The organism is Pseudomonas sp. LBUM1666 (genome assembly GCF_059695775.1).
Genome location: NZ_CP166789.1, coordinates 2382062 through 2396396, shown reverse-complemented (window position 1 = coordinate 2396396; position 14335 = coordinate 2382062). Strand labels below are relative to the sequence as shown.

Sequence of the window (14335 nt, the reverse complement as noted above, 5' to 3'; positions counted from 1 at the left end):
GGCGCTCCCGCTATCCGCTGACAGCTTCAAGCGCACGCTCTATTCTGTGCACCCCGAATCTACGCTTGCCACGACTTCACCGGAGACATCAGTGCCGCCCCTGACCGCCCGCGAGGTTTACCAGCAATTGCGTGACGCCGCGCTGGAAGTTCGGCTTCTAAAGCGCCTCGACGAACAACCCGAGCCCGGCCAGGTGCAAGTCGATATCGAGGGCTGGCGCCTGACCCTCGGTTTCGACGGCAATCACTTGCGCCACTGCCAACGTTGCCAAAGCCCGGACGGTCGCGAGGGCGTGTTCGACAGTTGGCAACGTTACGGCACCGACCCGGTCAGTTTGCTCAGCACCTGGGAGCTGGCGCAAATCGAGCGTTTGCTTGAACTCAAAAACGCGGTTTGACCGCCTTCCACTCCGGCTTGTAACGCTGCATCTGTTTCACGTCATCGCGCTGACGAATGCCGCAAGTCAGGTACTGGTCATGCAGTTTGCCCAGTTGATCGTGATCCAGTTCCAGGCCCAATCCGGGCGCGCGGGTGATCTTCACACAACCATCGACGATGGGTATTTTGCCGCCCTTGATCACCTCTTCATCCGGTTCCTGCCACGGGTAATGCGTGTCGCAGGCGTAATCCAGATTAGGTACCGCGGCGGCGACATGCGCCATCGCCATCAGGCTGATGCCCAAATGGGAGTTGGAATGCATCGATACACCTAAGCCAAAGGTGTCGCACATTTTCGCCAGCGCCTGGGTGTCGCGCAGGCCGCCCCAGTAGTGGTGGTCGGCGAGGACGATCTGCACGCTGTTCAAAGCAACACTGCGGCGGAACTCATCGAAATCGGTGACCACCATGTTGGTCGCCAGCGGCAGGCCGGTGCGCTTGTGCAATTCAGACATACCATCGAGGCCCGGCGTCGGGTCTTCGTAATATTGCAGGTCATCGCCCAGCAGTTCGGCCATGCGGATCGAGGTTTCCAGCGACCAGTTGCCGTTCGGGTCGATGCGCAACGGGTAACCGGGGAAAGCCTTTTTCAGCGCCTTGATGCACGACACTTCGTGCTCCGGCGGCAGCGTGCCGGCCTTGAGCTTGATGCTCTTGAAACCGTTGGCCTCGATCATGCGCCGCGCCTGGGCGACGATCTGTTCTTCGTTCAGCGCTTCGCCCCAACTGTCGGGCTTGTAGGGTGAATCGACATGCTGCGCGTACTTGAAGAACAGGTAGGCGCTGAACGGAATTTCGTCGCGAATCGCCCCCCCCAGTAAGTCCACCAATGGCACGTTCAACGAGTGTGCCTGCAAATCCAGGAACGCCACTTCGAACGCCGAATACGCGTTGCTCACCGCTTTGCTGGCATGGGAGCCTGGCGCCAGTTCCGCACCGGCAATGCTCGCGGGTTTGTTCGCCGCCACGGTGGCTTGCACGATGCGGCGCAGCTGATTGAGGTTGAACGGGTCGAGGCCGATCAACTGGTCTTGCAGTTGCTGCTGGATCAACAACGCCGGGGCGTCACCATAACTTTCACCCAGGCCAATGTAGCCGTTGTCGCTTTCAATCTCGATGATCGAGCGCAGCGCAAAGGGTTCGTGGATACCACTGGCATTCAGCAGCGGCGGATCACGGAAAGCGATTGGGGTGACGGTGACTCGTTTGATTTTCAAGAAGCTGCTCCCTTTGAACCTGAACTCAGGATTTGATGACTGATGGATTTTTTGGCTGCCGTGTCGGCGGCAGGTTTGCCGGTCAGCGCCCGAAGTGAGTCGCCACGCGGTGCGGTGCGGGCGAAAAAGATCACCACGGCCGCGACCAGTGACGTGGCCGCCAAACCGTAGAGGCCGCCTTCGATGGAGCCGGTTTTTTGCTCCAGGAAACCGAACGCCGTCGGGGCGACGAAACCGCCGAGGTTGCCGATGGAATTGATCAAGGCGATCACCGCGGCGGCGATGCGAGCATCCAGATAGCCTTGCGGAATCGGCCAGAACAATGCCGAGGCAGCCTTGAAACCAATGGCGGCAAAACAGATGGCGACGAAGGCGAAGATCGGCCCGCCGGTGGTGGACATGAACATGCCGAACGCGGCGATCACCAGGGTCAAGGCCACCCAGGCTTGCTGGTGTTTCCATTTGCTGGCCATGGCGGCGAAGCCATACATCGCGATGATCGAAATGATCCACGGAATCGAGTTGAACAGGCCGACCTGGAAGTCGCCGAGGTTGCCCATTTTCTTGATCATGCTCGGCAGCCAGAACGTGGCGCCGTAGATGGTCAGGGCGATGGAAAAGTAAATGAAGCAGAACAGCGCGATTTGCTTGTCGGCCAGCAGCTTGAACATCGACGGCTTGACGGTCTGTGTGGCTTCCCGGGCCTGTTGTTCCAGCGCGATGGCGTCAACCAGTGCGTCCTTTTCTTCGGCGCTCAACCATTTCGCCTCGCGCGGATGGGATTGCAGCCAGAACCACACAAATCCACAGAGCACAATCGAGGCAAAGCCTTCGATCAAGAACATCCACTGCCAGCCATGCAGGCTGAAACCGCTGACGTTCAACAGTGCGCCGGAGACGGGACCGGAGATCACCGAGGCAATGGCCGAACCGCTGAGGAAAATCGCCATGGCCTTGCCGCGCTCGGTCGACGGCAGCCATTGGGTGAAGTAGTAAATGATGCCGGGAAAGAAGCCTGCTTCGGCTGCACCGAGGACAAAACGCAGCACATAGAAGCTGGTTTCGCCGCGCACAAACGCCATGGCCATCGCCGCCGCGCCCCAGGTGAACATGATGCGCGTCAGCCAGGCGCGAGCACCGTAGCGTTGCAGCAGCATGTTGGAGGGGACTTCGAAGATCGCGTAACCGATGAAGAACAACCCGGCGCCCAGGCCGTAGGCGGCTGCGCCAATGCCGAGGTCGGTTTCCATGTGGCTGCGCACGAAGCCGATGTTGACCCGGTCGATGTAGTTGACGATGAACATCACCACAAACAGCGGCAGCACATGACGCTTCACCTTGGCCGCTGCGCGGGCGAGCACATTCGGGTCCGGCGGACTCTGGAGGGTATTCAAGGGGCGACTCCCGATCATTGTTTTTTTAGGGACGGGCCGATCATGGACGCGCACATTGATCCCGTCTAATCTAACTTGGCATTCGATTGATACCGGAATTAGATCAATGTTCGAACTGACTCAACTGCGCTGCTTCACCACCGTGGCAACCGAACTGAATTTCCGCCGGGCCGCCGAACGGTTGAACATGACTCAACCGCCCCTCAGCCGACAGATTCAACTGCTGGAACATCACCTGGGCGTCGAGCTGTTCACCCGCACCACCCGCAGCGTCGCCCTGACCGCCGCCGGCCGCGCCTTTTTCATCGAAGCGCAGAACCTGCTGGAGCGCGCCCAGCAAGCCGCCGTCACCGCCCGCCGTTTTGCCGAGGGCGACATCGGCTCGGTCAACATCAGCTTCGTCGGCAGCGCGGTGTATGAATTCCTGCCCAAGGTCATCGCCGAAGCGCGGCTCAAACAGCCGCATGTGAAAATCGACCTGACGGAGATGAACACCTACCAGCAGCATGAAGCCCTGCGTGCGCGGCGTATCGATCTGGGTATCGTTCGAGCGCCGTTGCTGGAGCCGGGATACGCCACCGAATGCCTGGTGCGCGAGCCGTTTGTACTGGCGGTGCCGAGCAGTCATCGGCTGGCGAGCGCAGAAACCGTGTCGGTCAAAGACCTCGATGCGCAGCCTTTCCTGATGTACTCCCACGCCGCCTACCCGCCGTTCAACGAACTGCTGACCGGAATGCTCCGCTCTGCCCGCGTCGCCCCGGAATACGTGCAATGGCTCGGTTCATCCTTGACCATCCTGGCCTTGGTCAACGCCGGAATGGGCCTGGCCCTGGTGCCTCGCTGTGCCACCAGCGTGGTGTTCAAGAACGTGGTATTCCGCGATATCGATTTGGGCGAAGGTGTGCAGAGCGAGCTGCATTTGATCTGGCGCGAGAACAATGACAACCCGGCATTTGCGATGCTGTTGGAGGGGATTCGAAGGGCTGTGCGGGAGGGATGGGGCGTTTGAGTTTGTCGTTGCCTGGCGTTTCTTTGGGTCATCGACCACGTTGGTCAATAGCGGCCCTTCGCGACCTACAACTATCGGCCAGAAGCGGTCACTCGCAGGCGCTTTGGGGAATGTGCCAAATTGAACCATCGAAGCTTCCCCCCTTCACTTGAGGATCTCTAATGACAAACCAATCCGCTATTGTCGAGGTGGTTCAAGAAACCGATCCTATGCTGCTCAGATCTTTGAATGACCTTCTCCCGCAGCTTTCCAAAAACGCTCAAGCGATGACAATGGAAGATTTGAAGCAGATTGTGGATTCAGAGTGCTCCGATTTATTGGTAGTGAGAGCAGCAGGTGGAGGAAGCATTTTGGGGGCGCTAACCCTAATTCATTTTCGCATTCCGACAGGCATTCGTGCCTGGATCGAAGACGTCGTAGTAGATGCCAGCGCTCGAGGTCAAGGGGTCGGCAAAGCACTCATACAAGCAGCAATAGAAAAAAGCCATGACCTCGGCGCGAGAACTCTGGATTTAACCTCCAATCCAGATCGTGAATCTGCCCATCGCTTATACGAGGGGACAGGATTCTCGGTCCGCACAACAAAGGTCTATCGACATATCAAATGACTACGCACTGCCACTGAGCATCTCGATTGCATCACATGGTTTTTCCCGCTAGCGGGATTGATAGATGCCAATACAAAACGCAAAGCTTATTTAAGGATTTCGGAAGCTGAGGCAGATTCGGCGCTCTGCACCAGATCGATCAGCCAGGTGCGGAATGCCACGACTTTTTTCGAGTTGGCAATTTCCAGCGGCGTCACCAGGTAGAAACCCAGATCGGACTTCAACTTGAGGTTGAACGGCGCTACCAGTTTCCCGGCCTTCAAATCGTCATCGACGTAGGTGGAGCGACCGATGCACACCCCCAATCCGTCAATGGCAGCCTGCACCGCCATCATTGCCAGATCGAAGGTCAGCCGCGTGCCTTCGGCGAGTTTCTTCGGTTGCCCTGCCGCGCTCAACCACATGTTCCAGTCGTTGCTGGTCATGCCGCTGACCTGCAATAGCGTGTGATTGGCCAGATCGACCGGGCTTTTCAAGGCTTTGGGGCCAGTCAGCAGCTTGGGGCTGCACACAGGAAAGATCTCGTCGGACATCAGCCAGTCCGCCCGCAAGCCCTTCCAGTCGCCGAAACCGTAGCGGATCGCGGCGTCGATGCCGCCCTTGCGGAAGTCGACCAGTTCGGTTGATGCGGTGACCCGCACGTCAATATTGGGAAATGCATCCTGAAAGGATGCCAGGCGCGGCAACAGCCATTTGGACGCCAAGGAAACCAGGGTGCTGATGGTCAATGCGCTGTTGTTGGTCGACCCGAGCAACATTTCCGTGGAATAGCGCAACTCATGAAACGCCGAGCGAATGCCAGGTAAATATGCATGACCTTCAGTGGTAAGCGCCAGGCCGTCCTTGAGCCGCAGAAACAGGCGAATGCCCAGTTCATCTTCAAGTCGGCGAATCTGATGACTGATGGCCGTCTGCGTGACATTGAGCTCTTCAGCGGCCTTCGTAAAACTCATATGGCGGGCAGCAGATTCAAACGCTTTCAATCCATTGAGAGAGGGAATTCTGGCAACCATAAGACTTCGTAATGCTCATGAGATTTTGTCATAAGGTAGCACTCAAGAAGTCCTTTGCAAAATGTTTCAGCGGTCGTGGATCCTAGCGTCGTTCTCAAGCCACAACGGCTTGAAAACGACCACTCAAAGGATGAGATCGCCGTGAATAAAACAGTTGAAATCAACAACAGCCCGGACGAAAAAGCGCCACAACTGAAGGCTCGCAATGCCTCGAGAATGGCTGAAATCAGCCGTCCGCATTTCGACACCGCGTATGAAAAAGGTCTGATGGGGGTTTCCTGCCGTGTGCTCGACAACCGCCGCATCGAAATTGCCACCAGCGGCAAGGAAGTGATCGACTACACCCGCTGCGGTTACCTCAACCTGGACGCCCACCCCAAAGTGCTCGCCGCCGCCAAGGCCTCGATGGATGAAATCCCGTCGGCGCACTTTTCGGTAGCCCGCACACGCCTCTCCGCCGAACCGCTAGTACGCCTGGAACACACCCTGGCCAAGCTGTTTGATGTAAACGGTGTGGTGGTGTTCCCGACCGTGGCTGCCGCCAACATGGGCGCCCTGCCGCTGCTAGCTGCCGGCCTGTTCACCGGCGGTGAGAAACCGCTGATCGCTTTCGACCGTTTCGCCCACGTGACTCTGCAGTACCACATCCCGGTTCTGCGCGAAGAAACTGACGTGATCGTGATCGAGCACAACGACCTCGAACACCTGGAGCGTCTGTGCCAGGGCGGTCGCAAGGTCGCCTACGTGGGCGATGGTGCCTACTCGATGGGCGGCGCGGCGCCGGTTCGCGAGCTGCGAGCCCTGCAGGACAAGTACGGTCTGTTCGTGTATCTGGACGATGCCCACGGTATTTCGGTGGTTGGCCAGCACGGTGAAGGCTTCGTCCGCTCGCAACTGGACAGCCTGGATGAGAACACCATCGTGGCCGCGTCCCTGGGTAAAGGTTATGGCGCAGCGGGCGGTCTGTTGATGCTTGGCACCAAGCACATCGAGAACTCGATCCGTCGCTATGCACCAACCTACGGCTTCTCCTGCGCACCAAACATGGCTGCCGTGGGCGCAGCACTGGCGTCGGCGGAAATCCATGCCACGCCGGAACTGCACAAACTGCAACGCTCGCTGCGCAACAACATGAAGCTGTTCGACAACCTGATCCCGACCGAAACCAGCGGCAGCGAATTGCCGATCCGGATCGTACGCATCGGTAACGAAGAGGAAGCCATCGCCAAGGGTGAGTACCTGCTGCAACAGGGTCACTACACCTCCGTCGTGTTTTTCCCGACCGTACCACGCGGTCAGGCAGCACTGCGCATGTCGGTCACCTCGGCACACAACCCGGCCGACATCCTCGATCTGAGTCTGATGCTCAAAAGCAGCGATTCAAATCGGGATAGCACCCCTACCGCTAATCAACTCCAGCCTGCGCTGGCCGTTTGACTGACGTCGTGCAGGAGACTCTCAACGTGAAGCGAACGGATTTGGCGGAAACCTTCGTCACGGCAGTGACGGATTTCGATATCAACACGGCTTCCCTGGACGAGATTCGTGCCATTCAGGAGCTGGTATACGAACGCAAAGTGGTGGCACTGAAAAACCAGACGCTGACCCGTGAGGGCTATCAACAGTTCGCAGCGTGCTTCGGGGAACTCGAACAGTTCAAGCTCAAGAGTTACCACGACCCGGCGTATCCGAACATTCTGGTGATCAATAACCGCAACGGAGCTGGCGCGGTCGGTGCGCGCAAGCTCGGCAACATGTGGCATAGCGACTCCAGCTACCTGGCCGAACCACTGCCGCTGACCATGCTGCACGCGCAACAGATTCCCGAGACGGGTGGCGATACGCTCTTCGTGGATATGCAATCGGTGTATGACGATCTGCCCAAGGATCTGTACGAGCGGGTCAACAATCGTCAGGCGGTACATGACGTTCGCTGGACTTACAAAGTCAAGGAAGACGATGTCGGGGAGTCGATCCAGGAAATCTTCACTCGCCTGGAGCAGACCTTCCCGGCCAGCACCCACCCAACGGTTGCCGTGCATCCGCGCACACAGCGCGAAAGCCTGTACGTCAACCCGGGCTACACCACGCGCATCAGCGGTTATTCGCAAGAGCAAAGTCGGGCGTTGCTTGATGAGCTGTTCGCGTTTGCCCTGACGCCGGAGCGGATTTTCAACTACCAGTGGGAGCCTGACGACCTGCTGATCTGGGATAACCGTTCGGTGCTGCACTGCGCTACCGAGCTGTCGCGGGATGCCCAGCGGGTGATGTTCCGCATCGGCGTCAATGACGGCGAGTTCTTTGCCCGGGACGCGTTACAGGAGCACGTCGCATGAACAGGAAGCGCGTACTGATTGCCCATATCCTGGGCGCCGAAGGCAAGCAAATGCTGCGCGAGCGTGACGACATCGAAGTGGTGGAGTTTCCTAACACCATTGAGCAGGGCCAGTTCCAGGCCTTGCTCGAGAGCTTCGATGAAGTGCACGGCGTGGTTCTCGGCCTGACCCGGTTCGGCACCGCCGAATTGCAACGCGCACCGGGTTTGCAGGTAGTGTCGCGGATCGGCGTCGGCTTCGACGCCGTCGATATCCCGGCGATGACCGAGGCCGCGATTCCAGTGATGGTCTGCGCCAATGCCAATCACCGGGCAGTGGCAGAGCACACGCTGGGTTTCATGCTGTCCTTGGCGAAACGTACCGAGGCGTTGACCCATCTGGTGCGCAATGGCAATTGGCATCAGCGCTACGACTACCTGCCCAGTGAACTGGAAGGCCGCGAAGTGCTGCTCGTCGGTTGCGGCAGGATTGGCGCCCGTGTTGCCACGCTCCTCGTGGCGCTGGGGATGCGCGTCAAGGTGTACGACCCATACCTCGCTCCACGGCAGTTGCCCCACGGCGTAGAACCGGTTGCAGTGCTTGAACACGGATTGGCAAGTGCTGATTACGTCAGCTTGCACTGCCCTAAGACCGCCGAAACGGTCGGCTTGCTGTCCGCCGAGCGTTTAGCCCTGATGAAACCCCAGGCGTATGTGATCAACACCGCACGTGGCGGCATCGTCGACGAGCAGGCGCTTTATCAGGCACTGGTCGAAAAACGCATCGCTGGCGCCGCGCTGGACGTGTTCCTGCCAGAACCGCCGTCCCACGGCAGCGGTCTGCCCAGCCTCGACAACGTTATCTGCTCGCCGCACCTGGCCGGGGTTTCCCGCGAGGCAGTGAGCCGCATGGCGAAACTGGCCGCCGGCAACGTACTCGACGTTTTCGACGCTCAACCAAACCACGAAAACGTGGTGAACCCACAGGTGTTCGACCGAACGTTTCACCTGGCTGAAGCAGACTCCGCCGACGCCATCCCTTACCCAATCTGACTTGTGAGCAATGGAATGTACTTACGCTATCAGCTGTTCGATGACCAACGCGACGCACTGATCCTCGTGGCACGGATCATGATTCTGATCCTATACGGCTATTTCGGCTTTACCTATGTCACCGACCACGGCAGCTTCGTGACCTACCTCAAATCGGTAAACGCGCCGATCCCTGAGTTCACCGCGATCGTCGCCACCCTCGTCGAATTCTTCGGCGGACTGGCCCTGCTGTTCGGCTTCTGGACCCGGCCCATCGCAGCGATTTTCGTGCTGTACACCATCGGCACCGGGATCATCGGCCATGCGTTCTGGAACACCACCAATCCGGCCGATCATCACACGCTGTTCGTGCACTTCTTCAAGAACGTGAGCATCGCCGGCGGTTTCCTTTTCCTCTGCCTGTTGGGGCCTGGAAAGTACTCGATCGACAAACGTTGATCTGCTGACGGCGGGTGCAGAAATGCCCCCGCCGTTTTTTCTATTCAGTCCCTGCGGATACCCAAGATGAACGAATTGATTGAACCGGTTGCCGACCTTCGAGACTGGCTGGCACGGGCCGAGAAGATCGGCGAACTGCAGACCGTCTCGCAAGCCGTCGACCCGATTGAAGAAATGAGCGCAATCACTTATCTGGTGGCTCGCCAGACCACCTCGCCTGCGGTGCTCTTCGACCAAGCGGATTCGGCACTGGGATTGCGTCATTTGTGGAACATCTTCGGCCCGAGCGTGGCGCGCACCGCGATCACCCTTGAAGAGGCACCGGATACGCCGACCATGGAACTGATCCGGCGCACCAAAGACAAGCTCAAACACAGCATCGCCCCGCTTGAGATCTCGGCTGAAGCCGCGCCGATCTACCAGAACACCCTCACCGGCAATGACATTGACCTGACCCGCCTGCCGATCCCCAAACACTGGCCAAGGGATGGCGGTGCCTACGCCGGTACGGCGGATGCGGTGTTCACCCGGGATCTGGAGTCCGGCTACCTGAACGTCGGCACTTATCGAATGATGATCCAGGGGCCGCGCGAGGTCGGCCTGTCGCTGGCACCGGGTAAGGATGCCCTGCGCCATATCCACCAGGCGTGGGCCAGGGGCGAGGCTCTGCCCGTCGCGGCAGCCTGGGGCGTCGATCCATTGATGATGGTGGTGGGATCACAGTCGTTGCCGCCGGGCGTCAGCGAGTATGATTTTGCCGGTGGCATCAAGGGCAAACCCATTGAAGTGGTGCGCGCGAGAAACTCCGACCTGCTGATTCCTGCCGCAGCGGAGATTGTCATTGAGGGCGTCATTCGCCCGGGCTCAACCCGTGAAGAAGGGCCTTTCGGTGAGTTCACCGGCTATTACGGCTACAAGGACATCGATTGCCCGCTGATCGAAGTCACCGCCCTGCACTACCGCACCCGACCGATCCTGACCAACGCCCTGATGGCCGATTTCCCCTCGAACGAGCAAAGCGCGTTTTTCTCCACCATCCGCTCGGCCAAGATCTGGAACGACCTCGACAAGCTCGGCATTCAGGGCATCAAAGGGGTGTATTGCCCGCCCGCCGCTGCCGGGGCCTTCGGCATGATCATCATCAGTCTCGAACAGAAATACGCCGGGCATGCCGCACAAGCCCTGGCCCTCGCCGGCCAGGTGCCCGGTGGCGCCTACATCAGCAAATGGATCGTCGCGGTAGATGAGGACGTCGATCCCACCGACATGAATCAAGTGCTGTGGGCTATGGCCACGCGCGCCACGCCCAGCGATGACATCGACATTCTGCGCAACACCCGCGGCTCGCCGCTGGATCCGGCACAGAACCCGCCTGAGAAGCGTTTCTTCGGTTCCAAAGCCTTAATCAACGCTTGCAAGGATTACCGCAACATTCGCAACTTCCCGACCCGTACCCTGTTGCGCCCATCGGTCTACGAACGTGTGCGCGAGCGCTGGAACGATTTGGGTCTGCCGGGCGAAGCGCCGGTGATCAGTGCATTCGACAACTCGGTGGATTCCCATGAGCAGCCCTGAACGCCGCATCGTGGTCGGCATCAGCGGTGCCAGTGGCGTGATTTACGGCGTGCGCACCCTGGTGCTGCTGCGCGAGCTGGGGCTCGCCACCCACTTGATCATGACCAAATCGGCTCAAGTCACGCTGGCCCATGAACTCGACATGAAAGTGGCGGATGTCAAAGCCCTTGCCAGCGTCGTGCACGATCCAGCAGACATCGGCGCATCGATTTCCAGCGGCTCGTTCAAGACCCTGGGCATGGTGGTGACACCTTGCTCGATCAAGAGCCTTTCGGAAATTTCCAGCGGCATCACCGGCAGCCTGCTCAGTCGCGCCGCCGACGTGACGCTTAAGGAGCGCCGGCCATTGGTTCTGATGGTGCGCGAAACGCCGTTGCATCTGGGACACCTGCGCAGCATGACCCAGATCTGTGAGATGGGCGGCATCGTGATGCCGCCGGTACCGGCGTTTTACGCCCGGCCGCAATCCATCGAGGACATGGTCGATCACACGGTTGGCCGCATGCTCGATCTATTGGGACTGGACACCGGCAAGGTACGCCGCTGGGGTTGAACATCGCTGTTGGCTGCATCTTCGGCAAGCGTGCTTCGGCGCCTTGCCGAATCGCTCTTTCACAACCTGAACCCACACAACAACGTTGCATCTGCCTGCCTGCTCCACAGGGGGCAGGCAACGCAACATCTATTCATTGAAACACTCACCGGTCAGCTTCGGCGCGCCGGTCAGCATTCCCTCACGACATCGACTTCGTCGGTGTACATCCGCAGCACGGTCAACAGGCTGGCGGCAACGAACGACAGGGCAATGATCGATAAGGCGCCGGTGGCGCGCCCCGACTCTCCGAGCGAGGCGCCGAGCAAGGCAATACCGGTCACTCCGCCACATTGGCGCGCGGCATTGAGTACCCCGGACCCGACGCCGACCTTGCCGCTTGGCACACTCGCCAGACAAGCGCCGACGATGACCGGCAAGGTCGCACCGCCCAGCCCGATCAACAGCCCGCCGAGTACCAGGCTGACGCGATCCATTCCGTACAGCGCCAACAATGCCGCCCCGAGTGCTCCACAAAGCATACCGGCGGCACCGACTGAACGGGCACCGAAGGCATTCGACAAACGCCCCGAGAGCGTTGCCATGCCGCCGGTCGCAATCGTCATTGGGATCATTGCCAGACCGATCTCCAGCGGCGTCCGGCCCTGCCCCTGCAATGCGAACGGCAGCACGAACAGGCTGCCGTAATACGCCAGGGTTTGCAGAAAGCCGGCGCCAATGGCGGCGGTAAAAGTTCTGGACTCGAACAGATTCAACGGCAGCATCGGTTCACGCTGCGCCTGCTGCGAATAGATAAACGCCGAGCCCGAAACCAGCGCCACCAGTAACGTAGCGATGACCCAGGCGTTTCCCCAGCCCCATCCCGGCCCTTCAATCAGGGCAAAGATCAACGACACCAGCGCCAGCGCCGAAAGCACTTGCCCCGCCCAGTCAATCGAACGCGGCTGGATGGCGAGGCGACTGCTGCGTACCGCGCAACACCCCAGGGCAATCAGGCAAAACGGTACGTTCAGATAAAAAATCGAACGCCAATCAACCAGCTCCACCAGCATGCCGCCCAACAACGGGCCACTCACCAGCGCGAGTGCCGAGATCCCGCCCCAAAGGGCCACAGCCTTGGCTCGCGCCTTGGGGTCGGGATACGCCTCGACCAGCAACGCCATTGAGCTAGGTAGCATCAGCGCCGCACCGATGCCTTGAACGGCCCGCGCGCAAATCAGTTCAACAACCTCTTGGGCCAATCCGCAGGCCATCGACGAAGCGGTGAACACCAACAATGCACACAGGAACACTTTCCTGGCCCCCAGACGATCACTTAACGCACCGGCCGACAACAGCAGGCTCGCAAACACCAGGGTGTAGGCGCCAGCGATCCATTGCAGCCGATCCATACCCGCTGCCAGGTCATGCCCGATGCTCGGCAGCGCCACGTTCAGCGCTGTGACATCCAGCGCAACCATGAACGAACTCAACGCCACGCTCACCAGAACAGGCGCCGCCGAGGCGGGTCTGGCCGCCAGATCCATTGACAAGACTTTGCCCATTTTCCAACACCTCACTGTGTACTCAGGGGCGATCCTGAGGCTGTGCAGGTGCTTCGTAAAATTAAATCTCGATTAGCCAAACATAAGAGGAACTACTGAGATGATGAACCTGATGCATTGGCGCCTGCTGGTCGCCGTGGCTGACGCCGAAAATGTTTCCCGCGCCGCCGAGCGCTATGGCATTACCCAGTCGGGCGCAAGCCAGGCCCTGACGCAGATGGAGGAAACGCTCGGCGTAAAAGTGTTCGTGCGCGACCGTCGCCAGACCACCGCGACGGCGATCGGGCAGCAGATCATCGACCGCGCACGACGCATGCTCAGCGAGTTCGAATCAATCCAGAACCTGGTAGATGCATCGCGTGGATGCCATCTGGGGCGGATCAAACTCGCGAGTTTTCCATCCGTGTTCGCCAACCTGCTGCCGCCGCTGCTGCAAAGCTTCAGCCGGCTGCACCCCGGCATCGAAATCGTCTCGCTGGAAGGCACCGACGAAGAAGTCGAACAATGGCTGACCAACAGTAGCATCGACCTGGGCGTCGTGATGAACCCCTGCCCGTCCCGTGGTGCGCTGTTGCTGGGCCGCGACTCCTGGGTGGCGGCAGTCCCCGCGAACCATGACTTGGCCCGCAGATCCTCGGCCACCACGGTCGCGCTCAAGGATCTGGTGGAAGAGCCTTTCATCCTCGCGACCGGCGGCTGCCACCTCAATGGCCAGTCACTGGTAGAGCGTGAAGGACTTAAGCTCAAGGACATCAAAATCACCGTGCGCGATTGGACCACGGCGTTTGCGTTAATCAGTGAAGGCATGGGCATTTCGATCATACCGGCCTCGACACTGCCGGTTGATCGCCGGGGCATGCGGGTCTTCGAATTGAGCGAACCGATCTATCGTGAGTTCGGCCTGGTTTGCTCACCCGCCGGCGAACGCACGCCTTCTGCCCAGGCGTTTCTCAATGAAATCCGCAAGTCGACCCTCGGCAGCGACATCCCGATGACGATTCGCAGTACTGAAGCGAAAGTCGCCTGAGTGGACATAAGAGCACCTAATGATGGGCGCATAAGATCGTAATTTTACCGATTGATGACATGACACCAATATGTCTGGAACGAGGTTCACAGCCGTTTCAGGCCTGGAACGGCAACACGTTCGGGTACGCGTTGCCCGCATTTAAGGAGATA

Annotated in this window: 14 protein-coding genes; 10 read left to right on the top strand and 4 right to left on the bottom strand. The window is 59.3% G+C overall.

Features of this window, described 5'->3' with window-relative positions; translation table 11 throughout:
• The first annotated feature begins 91 nt into the window (after nucleotides 1–91).
• On the top strand, nucleotides 92–397 hold the full coding sequence (locus ACA056_RS10820) for a DUF7693 family protein (RefSeq protein ID WP_497272583.1): 306 nt from the start codon (nucleotides 92–94) through the stop codon (nucleotides 395–397).
• Here the strand turns inward: ACA056_RS10820 and ACA056_RS10815 are convergent.
• Nucleotides 381–1655 carry a glucarate dehydratase family protein gene (locus ACA056_RS10815; RefSeq protein WP_056743766.1) on the bottom strand — a complete coding sequence of 425 codons (1275 nt, stop codon included), beginning with the start codon at nucleotides 1653–1655 and terminating at the stop codon, nucleotides 381–383. The two genes, ACA056_RS10820 and ACA056_RS10815, sit on opposite strands and share 17 nt — an antisense overlap.
• Entirely contained in the window at nucleotides 1652–3049 is a 1398-nt protein-coding gene (locus tag ACA056_RS10810) for an MFS transporter (RefSeq protein ID WP_497272581.1), read from the bottom strand. Before ACA056_RS10810 ends, ACA056_RS10815 begins: the two co-directional genes overlap by 4 nt.
• A gap of 106 nt (nucleotides 3050–3155) precedes the next feature.
• Between ACA056_RS10810 and ACA056_RS10805 the strand changes: the two genes are divergently transcribed.
• Both ACA056_RS10805 and ACA056_RS10800 read left to right on the top strand, forming a co-directional pair.
• A complete protein-coding gene (locus tag ACA056_RS10805; RefSeq protein WP_150656220.1) occupies nucleotides 3156–4058 on the top strand; it encodes a LysR family transcriptional regulator in 903 nt (300 codons plus the stop codon).
• 161 nt (nucleotides 4059–4219) lie between these two features.
• The gene (locus tag ACA056_RS10800) at nucleotides 4220–4666 is read left to right on the top strand and encodes a GNAT family N-acetyltransferase (RefSeq protein WP_497272578.1); all 447 of its coding nucleotides are present in this window, start codon (nucleotides 4220–4222) and stop codon (nucleotides 4664–4666) included.
• Between the two features lie 86 nt (nucleotides 4667–4752).
• On the opposite strand, the gene ACA056_RS10795 is transcribed toward ACA056_RS10800, so the two are convergent.
• Nucleotides 4753–5679, bottom strand: a complete 927-nt coding sequence (locus ACA056_RS10795) for a transcriptional regulator GcvA (RefSeq protein ID WP_497272576.1) — start codon at nucleotides 5677–5679, stop codon at nucleotides 4753–4755.
• Nucleotides 5680–5820: 141 nt separating this feature from the next.
• Between ACA056_RS10795 and ACA056_RS10790 the strand changes: the two genes are divergently transcribed.
• From ACA056_RS10790 to ACA056_RS10765, 6 genes are all read left to right on the top strand, one after another.
• Nucleotides 5821–7116 carry an aminotransferase class I/II-fold pyridoxal phosphate-dependent enzyme gene (locus tag ACA056_RS10790; protein ID WP_497272574.1) on the top strand — a complete coding sequence of 432 codons (1296 nt, stop codon included), beginning with the start codon at nucleotides 5821–5823 and terminating at the stop codon, nucleotides 7114–7116.
• Between the two features lie 26 nt (nucleotides 7117–7142).
• Entirely contained in the window at nucleotides 7143–8015 is an 873-nt protein-coding gene (locus ACA056_RS10785) for a TauD/TfdA dioxygenase family protein (protein ID WP_497272572.1), read from the top strand.
• Nucleotides 8012–9046: a hydroxyacid dehydrogenase gene (locus ACA056_RS10780; RefSeq protein WP_497272570.1), complete on the top strand. Its 1035-nt coding sequence runs from the start codon at nucleotides 8012–8014 to the stop codon at nucleotides 9044–9046. Before ACA056_RS10785 ends, ACA056_RS10780 begins: the two co-directional genes overlap by 4 nt.
• 15 nt (nucleotides 9047–9061) lie before the next feature.
• Nucleotides 9062–9484, top strand: coding sequence for a DoxX family protein (locus ACA056_RS10775; protein ID WP_045157108.1), 423 nt, complete (start codon nucleotides 9062–9064; stop codon nucleotides 9482–9484).
• 66 nt (nucleotides 9485–9550) lie between these two features.
• Entirely contained in the window at nucleotides 9551–11059 is a 1509-nt protein-coding gene (locus ACA056_RS10770; RefSeq protein WP_497272568.1) for a UbiD family decarboxylase, read from the top strand.
• Nucleotides 11046–11612 (top strand): UbiX family flavin prenyltransferase, encoded by a 567-nt coding sequence (locus ACA056_RS10765; RefSeq protein WP_045157110.1) that lies wholly within the window; start codon nucleotides 11046–11048, stop codon nucleotides 11610–11612. The genes ACA056_RS10770 and ACA056_RS10765 overlap by 14 nt, the downstream gene beginning before the upstream one ends.
• A gap of 170 nt (nucleotides 11613–11782) precedes the next feature.
• Here the strand turns inward: ACA056_RS10765 and ACA056_RS10760 are convergent, their stop codons facing one another.
• Nucleotides 11783–13156, bottom strand: a complete 1374-nt coding sequence (locus tag ACA056_RS10760; RefSeq protein WP_497272566.1) for a DHA2 family efflux MFS transporter permease subunit — start codon at nucleotides 13154–13156, stop codon at nucleotides 11783–11785.
• A 100-nt stretch (nucleotides 13157–13256) separates the two neighbouring features.
• Between ACA056_RS10760 and ACA056_RS10755 the strand changes: the two genes are divergently transcribed.
• Nucleotides 13257–14183: a LysR family transcriptional regulator gene (locus ACA056_RS10755; RefSeq protein WP_497272564.1), complete on the top strand. Its 927-nt coding sequence runs from the start codon at nucleotides 13257–13259 to the stop codon at nucleotides 14181–14183.
• Nucleotides 14184–14335: the final 152 nt, after the last annotated feature.